Origin of the sequence: Sphingomonas folli, assembly GCF_019429525.1 — a bacterium.
GTDB lineage: Bacteria > Pseudomonadota > Alphaproteobacteria > Sphingomonadales > Sphingomonadaceae > Sphingomonas > Sphingomonas folii.
The window spans coordinates 193,178-211,318 of record NZ_JAHXZL010000004.1 but is presented as its reverse complement, the minus strand read 5'-3'; the positions used below and the strand labels follow the sequence as shown (position 1 = coordinate 211,318).

At 68.4% G+C, this 18,141-nt stretch carries 14 protein-coding genes; 8 read left to right on the top strand and 6 right to left on the bottom strand.

Annotated elements, in window-relative coordinates; translation table 11 throughout:
* Positions 1-7 precede the first annotated feature (7 nt).
* Positions 8-1,144 (top strand): polysaccharide biosynthesis/export family protein, encoded by a 1,137-nt coding sequence (locus KZ813_RS07950; protein ID WP_308461816.1) that lies wholly within the window; start codon positions 8-10, stop codon positions 1,142-1,144.
* An 18-nt stretch (positions 1,145-1,162) separates the two neighbouring features.
* Here KZ813_RS07950 and KZ813_RS07945 read toward each other — a convergent pair whose 3' ends face one another.
* Positions 1,163-3,217: a glycosyltransferase gene (locus KZ813_RS07945; protein WP_219754437.1), complete on the bottom strand. Its 2,055-nt coding sequence runs from the start codon at positions 3,215-3,217 to the stop codon at positions 1,163-1,165.
* 92 nt (positions 3,218-3,309) lie between these two features.
* Here KZ813_RS07945 and KZ813_RS07940 point away from each other — a divergent pair, with 92 nt between their 5' ends.
* From KZ813_RS07940 to rfbA, 6 genes are all read left to right on the top strand, one after another.
* A complete protein-coding gene (locus tag KZ813_RS07940) occupies positions 3,310-6,006 on the top strand; it encodes a glycosyltransferase (protein WP_219754436.1) in 2,697 nt (898 codons plus the stop codon).
* Positions 6,003-7,205 (top strand): glycosyltransferase family 61 protein, encoded by a 1,203-nt coding sequence (locus KZ813_RS07935; protein ID WP_219754435.1) that lies wholly within the window; start codon positions 6,003-6,005, stop codon positions 7,203-7,205. Before KZ813_RS07940 ends, KZ813_RS07935 begins: the two co-directional genes overlap by 4 nt.
* Before the next feature lie 61 nt (positions 7,206-7,266).
* Positions 7,267-7,833 carry a dTDP-4-dehydrorhamnose 3,5-epimerase gene (gene rfbC / locus KZ813_RS07930; RefSeq protein WP_219754434.1) on the top strand — a complete coding sequence of 189 codons (567 nt, stop codon included), beginning with the start codon at positions 7,267-7,269 and terminating at the stop codon, positions 7,831-7,833.
* A gap of 10 nt (positions 7,834-7,843) precedes the next feature.
* A complete protein-coding gene (gene rfbB / locus KZ813_RS07925; protein WP_219754433.1) occupies positions 7,844-8,893 on the top strand; it encodes a dTDP-glucose 4,6-dehydratase in 1,050 nt (349 codons plus the stop codon).
* Entirely contained in the window at positions 8,890-9,780 is an 891-nt protein-coding gene (gene rfbD, locus KZ813_RS07920) for a dTDP-4-dehydrorhamnose reductase (RefSeq protein ID WP_308461815.1), read from the top strand. The genes rfbB and rfbD overlap by 4 nt, the downstream gene beginning before the upstream one ends.
* Positions 9,777-10,646 (top strand): glucose-1-phosphate thymidylyltransferase RfbA, encoded by an 870-nt coding sequence (gene rfbA / locus KZ813_RS07915; RefSeq protein ID WP_219754431.1) that lies wholly within the window; start codon positions 9,777-9,779, stop codon positions 10,644-10,646. Before rfbD ends, rfbA begins: the two co-directional genes overlap by 4 nt.
* A gap of 62 nt (positions 10,647-10,708) precedes the next feature.
* On the opposite strand, the gene KZ813_RS07910 is transcribed toward rfbA, so the two are convergent.
* Genes KZ813_RS07910 through KZ813_RS07890 form a run of 5 tightly spaced genes read right to left on the bottom strand, consistent with a single transcriptional unit; the run spans position 10,709 to position 16,590 of the window.
* Positions 10,709-10,978, bottom strand: coding sequence for a hypothetical protein (locus tag KZ813_RS07910; RefSeq protein WP_219754430.1), 270 nt, complete (start codon positions 10,976-10,978; stop codon positions 10,709-10,711).
* A gap of 28 nt (positions 10,979-11,006) precedes the next feature.
* Positions 11,007-12,221, bottom strand: coding sequence for a hypothetical protein (locus tag KZ813_RS07905; protein ID WP_219754429.1), 1,215 nt, complete (start codon positions 12,219-12,221; stop codon positions 11,007-11,009).
* The gene (locus KZ813_RS07900) at positions 12,221-14,437 is read right to left on the bottom strand and encodes a GumC family protein (RefSeq protein ID WP_219754428.1); all 2,217 of its coding nucleotides are present in this window, start codon (positions 14,435-14,437) and stop codon (positions 12,221-12,223) included. Before KZ813_RS07900 ends, KZ813_RS07905 begins: the two co-directional genes overlap by 1 nt.
* A 13-nt stretch (positions 14,438-14,450) precedes the next feature.
* Positions 14,451-15,221 carry a polysaccharide biosynthesis/export family protein gene (locus tag KZ813_RS07895; protein ID WP_258046538.1) on the bottom strand — a complete coding sequence of 257 codons (771 nt, stop codon included), beginning with the start codon at positions 15,219-15,221 and terminating at the stop codon, positions 14,451-14,453.
* Positions 15,205-16,590 carry an O-antigen ligase family protein gene (locus KZ813_RS07890; RefSeq protein ID WP_219754427.1) on the bottom strand — a complete coding sequence of 462 codons (1,386 nt, stop codon included), beginning with the start codon at positions 16,588-16,590 and terminating at the stop codon, positions 15,205-15,207. Before KZ813_RS07890 ends, KZ813_RS07895 begins: the two co-directional genes overlap by 17 nt.
* A gap of 209 nt (positions 16,591-16,799) precedes the next feature.
* On the opposite strand from KZ813_RS07890, the gene KZ813_RS07885 reads away from it, so the two are divergent.
* On the top strand, positions 16,800-18,098 hold the full coding sequence (locus tag KZ813_RS07885) for a sugar transferase (protein WP_219754426.1): 1,299 nt from the start codon (positions 16,800-16,802) through the stop codon (positions 18,096-18,098).
* The last annotated feature ends 43 nt before the right edge of the window (positions 18,099-18,141 follow it).

Below are 18,141 nucleotides of genomic sequence, written 5' to 3'. Positions count from 1 at the left end.
GCCGTTCGTGAGTTCGCGTATGTGCGCCGTGCTGGCACCGGTGGCGCTGCTGGGCGTGGCGGGGTGTACGTCGCTGCCCTCCAACGGCCCGACCGCGGGGGCGATCCTGCACCGCGCCGAGGCGCGCCAGCCCGATGGCACCGCCACCTTCCAGGTGATCGACCTGTCGCTGGCGTCGGTCGAGGCGATGAACGCCCCCGTCGCGGCGGGGGTGAGCACGCTGGCGGCGCTCGGCGGCGAGCGTCGGGTCGATCAGATCGGCCCCGGGGACGTGCTCTCGATCACGATCTACGAGGTGGGTGTGTCGCTGTTCGCGGGCAATCGCGCCGCGGCGGTCGCCGGAGGTGGGTTCGACCCCTCGGCGCACGGGGAGACTTTCCCCGACACCATGGTCGACGCGCAAGGACGGATCGACCTGCCGTATCTGGGTCCGATCAACGTGGCCGGGCTGACCACAGGAGAGGTGCAGCAGCGGCTGGTCGCCGGGCTGCGCGGTAAGTCGCAGGACCCGCGCGCCCTGGTGACGATCCGCCAGAACGTCACCAACACCGCCTATCTCTCCGGCGCGATCCCGCGCCCCGGCCGGCTCGCGCTGACGCTCGGTCGCGAGCGGCTGCTGGATGCCATCGCCAACGCCGGCGGCAGCGCCGCCGCGGCGGACGATACGCTGGTGCGCGTGGTCCGCGGCACGCAGATGGCGGAGCAGCCGCTCGGGACGATCCGCACCGGCAGCGCCGATGACATCACGCTGGTGCCGGGAGACCGGATCGAGCTGATCAGGCGGCCGCGTACCTATACCGCGCTGGGCGCGGCCAATCGCATCGCGCAGGTGCCGTTCGACTCCGACCGGGTCTCGCTCGCCGAGGCATTGGCACGGGTCGGCGGCCCCAACGACAATCTCGCCAACCCGTCTGCCATCTTCCTGTTCCGCTACGACGCGCTAGCCGACGCGGCCGGCGAGCGGCCCGTCATCTATCGGCTCAACCTGCTGCGCCCCGACGCCTACTTCCTGGCACAGCGGTTCATGATGCGCGACAAGGACGTGCTATACTTCGCCAACGCCTCGACCAACCAGCCGTCGAAACTGTTCAGCATCATCAACCAGCTGTTCACGCCGTTCATCACCGCGCGCCAGATCCGCTGACACGCCACGGGCGCGACGTCACCACCAGTAAGGCTCGTCCTCGCGGGCGACCGGCGCCCAGGGCAGTGCGCGCGCGGCGCGATCGATGTGCCGCAGGATCTCGGTGCGCGACGGGTAGCGATAGCCGTCGAACGGATGCCCGTCGCGGGTCCAGTGCGGGTTGTAGCCGGGGTCGTGGAACAGCGCCGCGCCCCAGCGCGCGTGCAGGTCGCCGAGCTCGTCCAGGTCCCAGGCCACCTGCGACCGGGTGACGTTGATCCCGCGCGTCTTCGACTCATGGTGAAGCAGCCGGATGTCCGACGCGACCACCACCCGCCGCCCGGCGGCGCGGATCCGAAGGCACAGGTCGACGTCGTTGAAGGCGATCGCGTATCGCGTGGCGTCGAAGCCGCCGACCGAGTCGAAGAGGTCGCGGCGAGTGGCGAGGAAGGCGCCGGTCACCGCCGCGGCGGCACGGCGCCGGCGCCAGCGATCGTTTGGGCCGAGCGCGGCGTCGCGCCCGACCCCCTCGTGGATCGGGCCGCCACCGCCGATGCCCATCACGATACCGGCGTGCTGGAGCGTCATGTCCGGATAGAAGAGTGCCGCCCCTACCGCACCCACCCCGGGCGCGGCGAGCGCGTCGCGCAGCAGCGCGTCCCAGCCCGGGGTCAGCATCTCGGTATCGTTGTTGAGGAACAGCAGCAGTGGCGCGGCGCCCGCGGCGACCGCGAGATTGTTGGCGTGCGACCAGTTGAACGGTGCGTCGAGCGGCAGTACCGCGGCGATGCCGCGCCGTGCCCAATCGTCGAGCAGCCGCCGCGTCGCCGGCTCCCTGCTGCGGTTGTCGACTACGGTGATGTCGAGCAGATCGGCGCGAGCGGCGTGCTGACGCAGGCTGTCGATCGCGGCGCGCAGCATCGCCGCCTCGTCGCGGGTCTGGATGATCACGTGGAGGCGCTCGTCACTGACGCCGGCGATCGGCGGTGCGCTCGCCGACGTCGCGGGCGAAGCGGGCAGAGCGGCGGGTGGAGCGATGGGGGACGGGTCGGGCGGCGCCTGCTCCGCTTGCGGCGCCAACTCCTTGCGACTCGACAGCAGCAGCGGCAGGTGCGCCATCGACCCGTTCACCGCGACCGCGCGCGCGATCGCTGCGACGTCGAGCCCGTCCCAGCCGCGCAATGGCACGCGGGCGCGGTCGAGATAGAGCAGGGCGGGGGCGACCATGGGATCGGCGAACCATTCGGGGTCCGCGTCGGGCTGGAAGACCGGTCGTGCGAAGCCGCGCCCGGCGCGCCAGTCGTCGACGTGATGGTCGTGGTCGCCATAGGCCGCCGCGCAGCCGGTGTGCGCGGCGGCATAGGCGAACCAGGCCAGCGCCTCGCGGTCGGGCACCGTCCCGGCGGTGAGCAACAGCGTCGCGCCGGGCGCGGGCCAGGCGGCATCCGCCGCGTCGAAGCGCACGCGCGGGTCGAGCTGCGCGAGACTGGCGACGGGATGCGCGCATAGTGCCGGCGCGCCGTGGACGATCGCGCGCCAGCGCGGGTCGGTCTGGTCGAGCAAGGCCGCCAGCGTGGCACGGACGGAGACCGGCAGCGCGGCGCGCGCGTCGACCAGGACGGTGACCTCGCCGTCGCGCCGCACGTGGTGCGGCGGCCCGGCGATCACCAGGCCGCGGCGCCAGCTGTCGTAGCGGCCGGGGGCGACCACCGCCTCGGGCATGTCGTCGCTCGCCATGGGCGGGGCGCGGTCGCGCGCGCCCAGCGCCGCCAGCCGCGCGCGTGCGAGGGCGAAGCCGGGGTCGAGCTCGGCGACGCGGGCGCACGCCTCGATCGCGCCGACACGGTCGCCCAACCGCGCGCGCGCGTCGTGGAGGTGCCACCACGTCTCGGCCGCCTCGGGCGTCAGCGCCACCGCGCGCGCATAGGCCGCGGCCGCGTCCGCGATCGAACCCGCCTCTTTGGCGGCATGGCCATATTGCTCCCACGCGGCGGCGTCTTCCGGGCGCCGGTCGAGATAATGTTCCCACGCCGCGGCCGCGGCAGCCCAGTCGAGCGCGCGCGCGCGGCCGCGGGCCGCCGCGCGCCACCGCATCGCTCGAAGATCGAACCTTGCCATATGTGAGCGCCGCTCTAGTGCCGCTGCGGCGCTTGCGCTAGCGGGCTACCTATGCGGGGAAACATGCGATGATCCGGGTCCTGTTCGGGCGCCGCCAACCTTCTACCGCGCGCGCCGACGGCGACCGTGCGCGCGACGTCGGAGACTGGGCCGAGGCGGTGCGTCACTATCGCGCGCACCTGGCGACGCGCCGCGGCGATCACGCCATCCGCATCCAGCTGGGCCACGCGCTCAAAGAGATGGGAGCGCTCGACGCGGCGCTCGCGGCCTACCGCGTCGCGCTTCGGCGCCGGCAGCGCGACGCCGACCTGCTGCTCAGCATCGGGCACGTCCACAAGCTGGCGGGGCGTCCCGCGGAGGCGCTGCGCTGGTATCGCCGCAGCGCCGAGCTGGACGGCAACCGGCATGCGCTCACCGAGCTCGACGCGCTGCGTCACGCCGGGGTAGCGCCGCCCACGACGGGGGACCGCGCGCGCGCGGTCAAGCTGCTGGCGCGGCGCTGCGCCGGGCTGGTGCCCATCGAGGCGTGCGACATCGCGCCAGCGGCGCGTGGGCGGCGGCTCCAGCTGCTGTCGCACGATCCCTGGGTGACGCTGGCGCTCGACCCGGCGGTCGCCTCGGCCGGCGGGCTGGGCGTACTGACCATCGACGTCCGCCCGCTCGACTCTGAGCGCCCGCTGCAGGGCCAAGTCTACGTCGACTATGGTGACGGCTTCGTCGAGAAGACCAGCCTGTCGTTCCGTCCGGGGGCGACCGGCGTAGCCCTGCTGCTCGCCGCGCCCGAGCTGATCCGCGGTGTCCGCTGGGATCCCGATCGCAAGAGCAACCTCTTGCACCTGCCGCGGCTGGGCTTCCGGACCGTGGCCGATTTCGGCGAGGCCGCCGCGCTGCTGCGCGACAGTGCCGCGGGCGAACTCGACCCCGAGCCGCTGGTGGAGCTGGCGCGGACCTGCTTCGACCGCCGCGCGCTGGCCCCACGGGAGGCAGCCGAGGTGACGCTGGCGCTGATGCTGTCCGACGTTGGGCTCGATACGTTGTATCGGCGCTGGCTGTTCCGCCACGGCCGCCCCGCACCCGAAGATTATGCGGTGATCCGCGCGATGACCGACGCGATGCCGGTGCGCCCGACCTTCTCCTTCGTGATGCCGACGTATAATACGCCGGTTCCGCTGCTGTGCGCGTGCCTCGACGCGCTGCTGGCGCAGACCTGGCCCGACTTCGAGATCTGCGTCGCCGACGACCATTCGCCAGACCCTGCGGTGGTGGAGACTCTCGCCGATTATGCCGCGCGCGACGCGCGGCTGCGTTACGTCCGTTCACCCGTGAACGGTCATATCTCGGACGCGAGCAACCGCGCGCTGGCGCTCGCGACGGGCGATTTCGTCGTTCTGGTCGACCATGATGACGTCATTCCCGATTATACGCTCTTCGTGGTCGCACATTATATCAACCAGCATCCCACGGCCGACGTGCTGTTCTCCGACGAGGACAAGATCGACCTTCAAGACAATCGGTTCGCTCCTTATTTCAAGGGCGCGTTCAGCCGCTTCCTGATGTATGGCCATAATATGGTGAGCCACCTCGGCGTCTATCGTCGCGCGCTGCTGAACGAGATCGGCGGCTTCCGGATCGGGCTGGAGGGTAGCCAGGACTATGATCTGCTGCTGCGCTGCTACGAGCGCTGCGGCGACGGCGGGATCGTGCATATCCCCCACGTCCTCTACCATTGGCGGACGACCCCCGGCTCGACCGCGATCTCGGCCGACCAGAAGGGCTATGCGATCGTCGCCGCCGAGCGCGCGATCAACGAGCATTTCGAACGGACAGGGCTGCCGTTCCGCTCGGGTGAGGGCTTCGCCCCGGGGTGCACGGGGGTGTTCCCAGCGCGCGCTTTCGACACGCCCGTCTCGATCATCATCCCGACCCGCAACGGCCTAGACGTGCTGGCGCCCTGCATCGCCTCGATCCTCGCCGCACCTCACGATCGCGTCGAGATCATCGTCGTCGACAACGGTTCGGACGATCCGGCGACGCTGAGCTATCTGGCCGAGCGCGAGGCCGCCGGTGTGATCCGCGTGGTGCGCGACGAACGACCGTTCAATTTCTCCGCGCTCAACAACATGGCCGCCGAGTACGCCAGCGGCGAGATCCTTTGTTTTCTGAACAACGATACCGAACTGCTGGCGGCGGATTGGCTGGCGCGGGCGCGCGCGCTGCTGTCCCTCGACGAGGTCGGCGTGGTCGGCGCCCGGCTGCTCTTCCCGGACGGCACGCTGCAGCATTTCGGCATCGCCCTGGGGATCGCCGACCATCGCGTCGCCGGCACGCCGCACGGCGGCTTCAGCGCCGACGACCCGGGCTATTTCGGCAAGGCCCGGCTGATGCAGGAATTCTCCGCGGTGACCGCGGCCTGCCTGTTCATACGACGCGCCGATTTCCTAGCTGTCGGCGGCTTCGAGCCCGAACTGCGCGTCGCCTACAACGACGTCGACCTCTGCCTCAAGGTCCGCGCGCGTGGGTTGAAGATCGTGGGCGACCCGGACATCCTGCTGATCCACAAGGAGAGCCGCACGCGCGGCAGCGACAAGAAGGGGCCGCGCGCCGAGCGGCTGGCGCAGGAAGCGGCGTGGATGCACGCGCGCTGGGGCAAGGAGTTGCGCGACGATCCCTTCTGGTCACCCAACCTCTCGCTCGACCGGCTCGATTTCGCCCCGGCATTGCGGCCCCGGGTGCCGTTCCCATGGGAGCAGGGGGCCGCGGCATGAGCGATCCGGGTGCGCTGCCGTTCATCTGCTGCGCCGCGCGCCACACCTACGGCATCGGCGCGCTGCCGCCGGGGCTCGACGAGGACGCGCCCGGGGCGGGTACGGCGGACCCGGCGGCGTTCGGCATCCACACGCTGGAGGAGGTGTACAATACCGTGCGCTACCATTGGCGCCCGCACCCCGAGATGTACGTCAACCCGGGGCCGTTCACCGACGAGCTCGCCCGCTTCTATGCCTCACAGGTGACGCGCAACTGTCCCGCGGCGGTGCTGGTGCGGATCGAGGACGCGGTGCTGGCGCACAGTGTGCTCTACGCGCGCGCCTCCAGCGACGCGCCCGCGATCGTCTACGAGACCTATCGACCCAACGACCGCCCCGCGCTGCCCGCGATCGACCGCGGCGAGATCGCGCGCGCCGACCGCACTCGTTTCGCCGACCCCGCCTGGGCGACGCTGTTCGTCGGCTCCGCCGGCTCGTCCAACTACGGCCATTGGCTGGTCGACGACCTGCCGCGGCTCAAGGGGTTTGTCGGCGCGATGCGCCACGCCGGGCGGCCGGTGCGGGTGGCGATACTCGGCTTCGGCGGCGCGATCGATGCGGTCCGCGTGGACTCGGTCCGGCTGCTGCTCGGCGATTCAGTCCACATCGACCTGATCGACCCGAATCTGCCATATCATGTTCCCGAGCTCTATTACGTCACGCCGGTGACCCAGCACCCGCTGCAGAAGTCTCCCGCGGCGCTGGATCAGGCAGCACGTGACGTGCTGGCCCGGCTGGCGCTGGTCGGGTCGCTGCAGAACGGGCCGCTGCAGCTGTTCGTGCTGCGCACCCCTCACTACGGCCGCGGGCTCACCAACCAGGAGGAGATCCGCGCGCTGGTGTCAGCGCGCGGCTTCACGCTGGTCGACCCAGACGGCCTGTCGTTCGCCGAGCAGGTGCAGCTGTTCGCCGGCGCGCAGGTGGTCATCGGCCAGATGGGCGCGGCGATGACCAACACCCTGTTCTGTCGTCCGACCACCACCGTGATCCACCTCGCGCCGACGGGCTGGATCGAGCCCTTCTACTGGGACCTCGCCGCGGTGCGCGGTCATCACTACCGGGTGATCTACGGCGAGGTGAGCGATGCCGGCGTAGCGCCCCACCTCAGCGGCTTCAGCGTCAACCCGGACGTGCTGGCGGCCGCGCTGGCGGCGCTGTAGGCGCCGCGGGGCGAGGAGAAGCGGATTGCGATCGGGCGTATTGGGACCGTATAGGCGCGCGGTGCAACAGTCTCCCGTCCGCCTCCTCCACCCCCGTCGCTTCGGCGACGCGCGCGGCTGGTTCACCGAGACCTACAATCGCGACACCTTCGCCGCGCTGGGGATCGGCTGCACCTTCGTGCAGGACAATCACTCGCTCTCGGTGCCGGCCTATACGCTGCGCGGGCTGCACTTCCAGACGCCGCCGCGGGCGCAGGACAAGCTCGTGCGCTGCCTGCGCGGCCGCATCTTCGACGTCGCCGTCGACCTGCGCCGCGGCTCGCCGACCTATGGCCAGTGGGTCGGCGCGGAGCTCAGCGCGGCCGACGGCGACCAGCTCTTCATCCCGGTCGGCTTCGCGCACGGCTTCGTCACGCTCGAGCCCGAGTGCGAGGTGGTCTACAAATGCTCCGACACCTACGCGCCCGAGCAGGACGGCGGCATCGCCTGGGACAGCGTCGGCATCGACTGGCCGATCCCCGCCGGGCTCCGGCCCGAGCTGAGCGCGAAGGACCAGGTGCAGCCGACGCTCGCCGCTTTCGACAGCCCCTTCGACTATGACGGCCGTCCGCTGACGCCGCTCGCCTGAGGACCGTTCCATGCGCATCTTCGTCACCGGCGGCGCCGGCTTCATCGGCTCGGCGCTGGTCCGCCATCTGATCGACGACACCGAGCACGAGGTGCTCAACTTCGACAAGCTCACCTACGCCGGCACGCTGTCGACGGTCGAGCGCGTCGCCGCCTCCAACCGCTACCGCTTCGTCCAGGGCGATATCTGCGACGCGGCGGCGGTGCGTGCCGCGATCGCCGAGTTCCGCCCCGACGTGGTCACGCACCTCGCCGCCGAGAGCCACGTCGACCGCTCGATCGACGGCCCGGGCGCCTTCGTCCAGACCAACGTGGTCGGCACCTACGTGATGCTGGCGGAAACGCGCGCCTATTGGCTGACGCTGGACGAGGCGGCGCGCGCCGCCTTCCGCTTCCACCATATCTCGACCGACGAGGTCTATGGCTCGCTCGGCGCGGAGGGGCTGTTCACCGAGGAGACGCCCTACGACCCGCGGTCGCCCTATTCGGCGAGCAAGGCGGCGTCGGATCATCTCGTCAGCGCCTGGGGCCATACCTACGGCCTGCCGGTGCTGATCACCAACTGCTCGAACAATTACGGACCCTATCACTTCCCGGAGAAGCTGATCCCGCTGATGATCGTCAAGGCGCTCGGGGGCGAGCCGCTGCCGGTCTACGGCGCGGGCGACCAGGTGCGCGACTGGCTCTACGTCGAGGATCACGTGCGCGCGCTGCGCGCGGTGTTCGAGCGCGGGCAGGTCGGCCGCACCTACAATGTCGGCGGCCACAACGAGAAGCAGAACATCGAGGTGGTGCGCACCGTCTGCGCGATCCTCGACCGGCTGCGCCCGCGCGCCGACGGCGCCAGCTATGCCGCGCAGATCACCTCGGTCGCGGATCGCCCCGGCCACGACAAGCGCTACGCCATCGACGCCTCGCGCATCGGCGACGAGCTCGGCTGGCAGCCGCGCGAGACGTTCGAGAGCGGCATCGAGAAGACGGTGCGCTGGTATCTCGACAACGAGGATTGGTGGCGCCCGCTCGTCGCGGCCAAGGCGGCCGAGCGGCGCGGCGCGGCGTGACGCGCGCGGTCCTCATCACCGGCGCGACCGGCCAGCTCGGCGACGCGCTGCGCCGCGCCGTCTGGCCCGAGGGCTGGGCGGTGGTGGCGCTCGACCGCGCCGCGCTCGATCTCGCCGACCCGGGCGCGATCGCGGCCGCGGTCGCCGAGCGGCGCTGGGCCGCGGTGATCAACGCCGCGGCCTATACCGCGGTGGACAAGGCCGAGAGCGATCAGGTCGCCGCCTGGCAGGTCAACGCGCTCGCCTCGGCCGCGCTCGCCGTCGCCTGCGCGCGCGCCGCGGTGCCGCTGGTGCAGGTATCGACCGACTACGTCTTTCCCGGCGACCGCGACGGCGCCTGGGAGGTCGACGACGCGGTCGCGCCGCTCGGCGTCTACGGCGCGTCCAAGTTAGGCGGCGAGCTGGCGGTGCGCACCAGCGGTGTGCGCCACGCCATCGTCCGCACCGCCTGGGTGGTGTCGGCGCACGGCCATAATTTCGTCCGGACGATGCTGCGCCTCGCGGCCGAGCGCGACACGCTGCGCGTCGTCGCCGACCAGCGCGGTTGCCCGACCGCGGCGGCCGACCTCGCCGCGGCGCTGGTGGGGATCGCGGTGCGGCTCGCCGACGATCCCGCGGCGCCGACCGGAACCTTCCACTTCAGCAACGCCGGCGCGACCAGCTGGGCGGGCTTCGCCGAGGAGATCTTCCGCCAGTCGGCGCGGCGCGGCGGCCCCAGCGCGGCGGTGACGCCCATCGCCACGGCCGATTATCCCACGCCCGCGCGCCGCCCCGCCAACTCGCTGCTGAGCCTCCGCGCGATCGGCGCGGCCTATGGCATCCACCCGCGGCGGTGGGAGGCGGCGCTGGGCGATATCCTCGACGAACTGATCGGAGCACCGAAGTGAAAGGCATCATTCTCGCCGGCGGATCGGGCACGCGGCTCCACCCGGCGACGCTCGCGGTCAACAAGCAGCTCCTGCCGGTCTACGACAAGCCGATGGTCTATTATCCGCTGTCGGTATTGATGCTGGCGGGAATCCGCGACATATTGATCATCTCCAGCCCGGAGTTCCTCGGCAACTACCAGCGGCTGTTCGACGACGGGTCGGCGCTCGGCCTGCGTATAGAATATGCCGAGCAGCCGCGTCCCGAGGGGCTGGCGCAGGCCTTCACCATCGGCGCGGAGTTCATCGGCGGCGACCCCGTCGCGCTGGTGCTCGGCGACAATATCTTCTTCGGTGCGCATCTCACCGACCTGCTGGCGAGCGCGGTGGCACGGGCGCACGGCGCCACCGTGTTCAGCTATCGCGTCGAGGATCCCGAGCGCTACGGCGTGGTCGAGCTGGGCACGGACGGGCGCGCCATCAGTTTGGAGGAGAAGCCGGCCGCGCCGCGCTCGAACTGCGCGGTCACGGGCCTGTATTTCTACGACAATCGCGTGGTCGAGCTGGCGCGCGGGCTGCGTCCCTCGGCGCGCGGCGAGCTGGAGATCACCGATCTCAACCGGCTGTACATGGAGGCGGGCGAGCTCCACGTCGAACAGATGGGGCGCGGCTACGCCTGGCTGGACACGGGGACGCACGACAGCCTGCTCGAGGCGGCCGAGTTCGTCCGCACGCTCCAGCACCGCCAGGGCATCCAGATCGCGTGTCTCGAGGAGATCGCGTTCGAGATGGGCTTCATCACCGCCGATCAGGCGCGCGCGGCGGGAGAACGCTTCGCCAAGACGGCGTACGGGCGCGCGATCCTGAGGGCGGTAGAGGGGCATTGAGGCCAGGCTCCGAGCACGGCCATCGAGGTGACTGCTGAGCCGCCGCCGCGGGCGGCGGACGGTCAGCGCGAGCGCTGGCTCTGGTCGGTCGCGGCTTTGTACGCGGCGGCCAGATCGGACTGCGAGCCGGCGATGCGATTCTGGATCCGAGTCTGCAGCCGGTTGTCGATCCTAGTCGACAATCGACTCATCGGCGCGATGTGCAATAGCTGGTCGTCGCGGCTCTGGCGCTGACCGGCGGGGGCCGCGACCGGCGGCGCGCTGGCCTCGTCCGGTGCCGCGGGAGCGGGCGATTGCGCCATCGCGGCGAGAACAAGGAGAAGGCCGCTCACGCGCGGCATCCCGGGTCACGACGCATTCTCATGACGGCACCACTTCTGCTCGCAGGATTTGGCCAGCAATGCCAGATGGCATATCGGATGGTCGCAGCATCAGCGTGAGCGTCTGCGCGACACAGTCGTCGGGCACCTCGATCGTCCCCGCGAACCCGCCGGGGCCGTGGATGTCGACGCGGCCGAGTTCGCGCCCGTCGGGGCAGGTCATCACCCAATAAGCGTCGGGCCCGGTCGCCCCCGCCAACCCTCCCGCCTGCCCCGACAGGCGGTATCGCCCCGGCGGAAGGAACTGCTTCTGCTGTGCCACCGCCCCGCCGAGCGAGGCTGGTGCGGCGAAGTCGAGGAGACCGCCCTGGTCACCGCGTTGGAGCGACGCGCTCACACCGGTGTCGCTCACGATGCGCCAGTCAAACACCGTCGGCAGCGCTATATCGGCGGAAAAGCGCGGGTCGCGCGAGCGGCGCCGGTCCACTTTCGGGCGGAAGACCTGATAGTATCGCCACGCGTCCTGAAAGGCGCCACGCGATGCGAGTGTGTCGACTAGGACGGTCTGGGCGACCGGAGCCGGACTGATGCCGTTCCGCTGCAGGTCTTGGAAAAGCTGCGAGGTCACCTCCGGATCGGGACTGCTGCCCGCGGCATATTCGACGAACAATGGCCCCCATGCGGGGCGACGCAGGAAGGTGCGGACCAGTTCGGTGCGCACCGGCGGATCGGCCATCGCAGCGACCAGGACCGGAAACAGGAGGTCGGGCGCGTGGCGAGACGTTCGCAGCGCGATGTCATAGTGGCGCATTGCCTCAGCCACCTCGCCGCGACCGACTGCGGCCTCGATCTTCCATAATTGCGTCGGGAGGTCGCGCCGCGACAGGGTTTCCGCATAGTCGAAGAGGCGAGCGGCGACCTGGTGCTGGCCGTCCATGTCTGCGACGAGGCCGAGTGCCGCCGCGGCCGTGACGGCGGTCGGGTCCTGGCGGAGTGCCTCACGCGCCAGTCGGGCGGCTGCGCGTGGGTTCGGCGTTCCGCCGTCGAGCCCAGCCAGGCGCGCCGCGAGCACGGCGGTGACGCGGCCGTCCCATCCCGCGAGCCGATGCGCTCGCTCCGGCGCCCGGTTGCGATAGGTATAGCCGAGCGTTGCGGTGACACTGACATAGGCTAGCACGCCGGCGCAGGCTGCGGCAGCACCGCGCACGGCCCATTCGGATACCGAACGATGGCGGATGGACGACTGGCGCGGCATCAGCTGCGCGAGGCCTCCTTCCGATCGGCACGACCGTAGCCATAGCCATATTCGTAGCCATAACCGTAATGAGCCTTGCGAGCCTCGAACTTGGTGAGGACCCCGCCGATGACGCGGGCATGTGCGCCGGCGAGGCGCAATAGAGCCGTCTTTACCATGCTCGATCGAATGCCGTGCGACTCGACGGCGTAGATCACGCCCTCGACTTTGCTCGCGATGAGTGGCGCATCGGCCAACCCCATCACCGGTGGCGAGTCGATCACGACGTGATCGTAGCTCTCAAGCAGCCGCTCAATCAGGAGTGAGAGCCGATGTCCGGTCAGCAGCTCGGCCGCGTTGGGCGGTATCGGTCCGGCCGACATCGCGGTGAACCCAAGTTCCCTCATCGGGAACGTGAGACTTTCCAGTTCATCCTGCCCGGTTAGAAAGTTGCTGAGGCCCCTGTCGTGATCCACACCGCCCAGATGATGGATCGAGGGCGACCGCATGTCGCCATCTACGAGGATGACGCGGCGTTGCGCGCGAGCCAGAGTGGTGGCTAGCGCCAGCGCGGTCGTGGACTTGCCTTCGGCAGGGCGAGTCGAGGTGACGGCGAAGGATCGCGGTACGCCGTGTTCGGTCGTGAAGGCTAAGTTGGTCTGGACCGCGAGATACGCGTCGAAGAGATCGGATTTGCGATCGAGCAGCGCGTCCTTGGGCGTACCGCTCTCCACCTTGGGCACCGATCCCAGCAGCGGCAGGCCAAGCCGCCGCTCCACTTCCGCCGGATCGGCTATCGCCTCATCGATCTGCTCCAGCGCGAAGGCCGCCATCGCACCCAGTGCCAGACCCGCGAGCAGTGATGCCGCCAGATTGACGAGCAGGCGCGGGCTGGAGGGGCGCTGAGGTACGTCAGCGGCATCAACGACTGAGACGTTGTTGACCCCGACACCACCGGCGACACCGATCTCTTTGAAGCGCTGGAGCAGGCCATCGTACAACGCGCGGTTGGTATCGACCTCTTGCTGAAAAATGTTATACTGGATGCTGCGCCGACGCAGATCGAGGAAGCTGGTCTTTAGCTCTTCCACCTTACGTTGAAGGGCGCGCTCCCGCTCTTGCGCCTGACGATAGTCGGCGAGGAGCGAACCCGAGACGCGACTTTCCTCCCGCGCGATCGAGCGGTCCAGCTGATTGATCTGCGACTTAATTGCGACTGCCGTGGGATAGCCGGGCTCAAACTGCGTCATCAGTCGCTCGTACTCGGCGGCCAATTCGGCGCGTTTCTGCCGCAGAGTGTTGATCGCTTGGTTGCGCAGCGCCTCGGGCGAAGCGCCGCCGCGACCGCTCTGTTCGAAGCGAGCCTGCGCCTGTATCCGGTCGGCGGTCGCCTGCGTCAGCGATCCGTTAAGCGCTGCCAGATCGTCGGCGACGATCGATCGCTCGGACGACGAACGACCGTCGCTGGACTGACCCGGAATGTTGATGATCCGCTGCGCCGACGCATACGCCACCAACTGCCGCTGCGATTCGTCCAACTTCTCCTTGAACTGGGCGAGCTGCCGCTGCAGCAGGTTCCGACCGTACGACGTCGCCTGGATCTTGCGCTCCAGGTTGGTCTGGATGAACCCTTCCGCCCAAGCGTTAGCGACTCGCGCGGAGAAGTCCGGGTCTGGGCTCGTAAATCGAATGTCGACGAGCCGCGACAAGCGGGTCGGCGATATCTCAACCTGCTTCATCAGAAGGCCGCCGGCGGCACGCTGCCGCGCTGCGCGACCGTTGGCCGGATATCGTCCGTTGACCAGCTGAAAGGCCGGATCGTTGCTAGATACCCCGAACAGGTCGAAGAACTTAGGATCGTCGACTAGGCGGAGCTGCGTCGCGACGCGCTCCGCCAACGACCGCGACTTCAATAGGCCGTACTGCGTCTGATAGAACTCCTGATCCGCGACACTCGCCTCGCGCTCGACACCTTGGAAGTCCGTGACTTTGTTAGACTCGCGCGAGATCTCGACGGTCGTCTCGGCGGTATATTTAGGCGTCATTAACAGCGTCGCGATCAGACCCAGCAGCACGCAGGCCCCTACCGCACCGATGATGACGTAGCGCCACCGGGTGGCGATCCGGAGATATTGCCGAATGACCGGGATCTGCTCCCCCTCAATCCCGCGCGGCGTCGCAATCGCGATGTCAGCGGTTGGGACGCCACCACGCAGCGAGGATGTGACTATGTTCATTCTTTCAGCGACCTTACTGTAGAATCGCGATCAATGGGCCGGCGATCAGCGGCGACAGTGAGACGAAGTCGCGGAACAGGCGGCGCTGTGGAGAATCACCGACGACGATCACGTCATTGGCATAGATCGACGGATCGTCGTACTGTCCACGCCGGATCGCGGAAACATTGTACAGTCCGGCCATCTTGCGCCCGGCAACGGTTCGCAGCACGACGACGTCGTCCTCGCGAGCATATTCCGACATGCCTTTCGCCGACGCGATCGCGCGCAACAAAGTCATCTGATTGGTCACCGGATACAGCCCCGGCTCGACGACCTGACCATCGATTGTGACGACTTGGCTTACCGAATTACGGATGTTTACGGTCACTTCCGGGTTGCGAACGTAGCGCCCGCGCAGCGCCGCCTCAATCGATCTTGCGAGTTCCTCCGCGGTCCTCCCGCTCGCCTCGATCGTGCCGGCGAGCGGCATCGAGATGCGGCCACTCGCGTCCACCTGCATGTCGCGGCTGAGGTCAGGTACGTTGAACACGTCGACCTGGATGGTGTCGAGCGGACCGATCAGCGATGGCCGGTCACCCGCGGTGAGATCGTTGCGATTCGGGGCGGGCAGCGAACTGCTGTTCTCGACCACGGTCAACCGAGAAGAAGACTGTAGCGGCTGCCGGCCCGCGCAGCCCGACAAGGTGCCGGCGATCAGAACCACCGTTAAGAAACTGCGCATGCGCTCGAGACGTTCCAGGAGTGAAGGGGGGTGAACGATGTCGCTATAGATGGCGTCCATCGCGCGGTAAAGCTGAGGTCGAGGCCGCCTCGGGCTCGCCGCACATCCATCGCGCCGCCACGACGAGGATCGCCATGACCATCGGAGTACGCGCCGGATAGTCGAACAGGCTGGCGAGCAAGATCATGCCGATCAGCGTGGAGCCGAGCCGTCCCTGCATCACCGAGCCTGACGTCTGGCCGCGCCAAGCCCGTACGCTGGCCCAGCCCCACCACGCCACCGCGGCGCCGAGCAGCAGCGCACCCGCCGCCCCGGCATCCAGCACGATCTCGAGCCAGTCGTTATGCGCGTGGTTGAAATAGGTCGGCTTGAGCAAGGCAAAGGGTTCGTGCAGGCGGAAGAGCTGATCGAAGCCGCCGAGGCCAGACCCGGCTGGGAAATAGGTGGCGACCATGTCCCACACTATGGGAAGGCCGCGGCTCCGCATGTCCTGCGCGGGATCCATAGCCAGCGCGCGATTGATCGCCACCGCGCGGTCTGCGGCGACGCTGATGAGGACAAAGATCGCGATCAGCCCGACGATCGCGGCGACCAGCGAGGGGAAGACCCAACGTGGATAGCGCGCAAGCAGGCGGCGAATATCTTTGCGCGCGATCAGAAGACCGCAAACGAGTCCGACGGCGCCGAGCGCCAGGCCCGCACGCGAGCCGCTGGACAGGATGATCAACGCGAGCAAGACGCTAAGCCCCAGCGCCACCGGGGCGCGCCAGTGCGGCGAGCGACCGTCTAGGAACGCCCATGTCGGTACCATCGTGCAGCCCATCGCAACGAACAGTGCGAAATGGTTGCGGTTGGCAAAGGGGCCGCTGACTTCGCCAACGGTGTCGTTGATCAACGGATTGTTGAAGTGGACGCCCGAGAATTGCAGCAGCCCGACCAGCGCGCCTGCGACGACGAGGGCGGGCATCAATCGGGGCAGCCACCGACGTTCCTCCGGACGCAAGCTGACGATCAGGACATAGGTTGCGATCGGGACGACCAGCGAAGCGACCGCGTTTGCCGCTGCCCCAGGGACGATGGCGAGTGGACGCCACGGCTGCGCCTGACCGCTGCTCGCAGCGGCCTCTGTCAGCACGCCGCGACCCGGCAATGTCTGCCAGAGGGGTGGGGGCAGTGGCACCAGTTGAAGCAGGCTCAACAAGACCGCCGCGACAAGCAGGAGCAGCACAGGCCGCGCCTCTCCGAGGCGCGGGCGCGGGCCGAACAGGATCGTCGCTCCCAGCAAAGCCCAGGCCATACTCCTCACCAGCGCCTGCCCCAGCGCGTCCGCCCGCGATGCGCCACCGCCGAGCCAAAGCGTCGCGAACAGAATGATCAGGAGCAAGAGTGGGAGGCTGGGGGTGGGCAGGCGGCGCGCGCGGATCATCATGCCAGTTCGCTTATGCGATCGATCGATGGAAAGGAATATGGCGCGAGGACGGCGCAGCTATGTCGTCGGGGGTCCGCGGCTGAAGCCCCGACTTGTTGCCGCGGCACGTCGCGCCTAAGAGCCACCTAACCGTTGACCCGGGCAAACGTGCTTCGACCATGACTCTTCACTTTCAACCCCCCTCGCGGCCCCAGGCTCATACCGGACCGTTGTCTGACGCCCATCAGAGTCCCGCGCGCACGGCACCCCACCGGCTGCTGCGACTGCGCTACATGGTTCTCACTGGTCTCATCGTGGCGATTCTGTGCCCGATGCTTACCCGGCAAGTCACGACGGGGATCGCACTCACCCAGCCCACGCAGTACAACACCGCGCTGGGAGGGTGCATCGCGCTGCTCCTTGGCGTCCTCGGCTATCGACGCATGCATGTCTTCCCCGGCATCGCTGCGGGCGGTTATGTCGTCATGTCGCTGACCGCCATGTTTGGCTTTCTGGCGGTGGCCTTCTTCATGATGCGGATCGACTATAGTCGCGTCCAGTTTCTAAGCAGTTACGTTCTCTCGGTTCTGGTATACCTCGCGATCCACCAGAAGGTGACGGTCGCGCGGCGGCTTCGTCTCGGCGTGGTGCCGAGCGCGCGAACGCAGAAGCTTCCCGATTTCCCGACGGTCGACTGGGTTCATCTGACGCCTGCGAACGACTCGCCCGCGGGAGACGTCGACGCCATTGTGGCCGATCTGCACGGCGAGCATGACGCGGCGTGGGACGCGCAGATCACGCGCTTCGTGCTCAACGGTATCCCTGTCTACCATTTTCGACAAGCGCTAGAGCAGATTTCCGGCCGAGTGGAGATCCATCATCTTTCGGAAAACACTCTTGGATCGCTGAACCCTAATGACGTCTACCTCAAAATCAAGGCGGTCGTCGACGGTGTCGCGGCGGCGGTGCTTCTGGCGTTGCTGTGTCCGGTGATCGCCTTCACTTGCCTTCTCGTGCGGCTCGACTCCCCAGGGCCGGCGCTCTTTCGCCAGCGTCGCACCGGCCACCGCGGGCGTTCCTTCACTGTGTATAAGATCCGGACCATGCGTACCGGCGCCCAGCCCACCGCGGGGTCGGACGATCAAATGAGACAGGCCGCGATGACGAAGGTGGACGATCCGCGGATCACTCGTCTGGGTGGTTTCCTCCGGCGGTCGCGACTCGATGAGCTGCCGCAGCTCTTCAACATCGTGAAGGGCGAGATGAGCTTGATCGGCCCGCGACCGGAGGCTGAGGCACTCAGCAGATGGTATGAGAAAGAAATACCCTTCTATCATTACAGGCACTTGATAAGGCCCGGCGTGACCGGATGGGCGCAGATCAACCAGGGGCATGTCACCGATGTTGCCGACGTTCAGGAAAAGCTGCACCTGGATTTCTACTATGTGAAAAATTTCTCCTTTTGGCTCGATCTGTTGATCGCCGTGCGCACCGCTCGGACCATGATCACCGGCCACGGGGCTCGCTGACGTGCCACCGATCGAGGGGGCGACGCGGGATCGCCCGACGACG

Excerpts from the sequence above, each read along its gene's own strand:
- KZ813_RS07905 (WP_219754429.1), bottom strand. The coding sequence starts at position 12,221 with ATGCCGCGCCAGTCGTCCATCCGCCATCGTTCGGTATCCGAATGGGCC.
- KZ813_RS07945 (WP_219754437.1), bottom strand. The coding sequence starts at position 3,217 with ATGCGGTGGCGCGCGGCGGCCCGCGGCCGCGCGCGCGCGCTCGACTGG.
- KZ813_RS07940 (WP_219754436.1), top strand. The coding sequence starts at position 3,310 with ATGATCCGGGTCCTGTTCGGGCGCCGCCAACCTTCTACCGCGCGCGCC.
- KZ813_RS07890 (WP_219754427.1), bottom strand. The coding sequence starts at position 16,590 with ATGATGATCCGCGCGCGCCGCCTGCCCACCCCCAGCCTCCCACTCTTG.
- KZ813_RS07935 (WP_219754435.1), top strand. The coding sequence starts at position 6,003 with ATGAGCGATCCGGGTGCGCTGCCGTTCATCTGCTGCGCCGCGCGCCAC.
- KZ813_RS07900 (WP_219754428.1), bottom strand. The coding sequence starts at position 14,437 with ATGAACATAGTCACATCCTCGCTGCGTGGTGGCGTCCCAACCGCTGAC.
- rfbB (WP_219754433.1), top strand. The coding sequence starts at position 7,844 with ATGCGCATCTTCGTCACCGGCGGCGCCGGCTTCATCGGCTCGGCGCTG.
- KZ813_RS07895 (WP_258046538.1), bottom strand. The coding sequence starts at position 15,221 with ATGGACGCCATCTATAGCGACATCGTTCACCCCCCTTCACTCCTGGAA.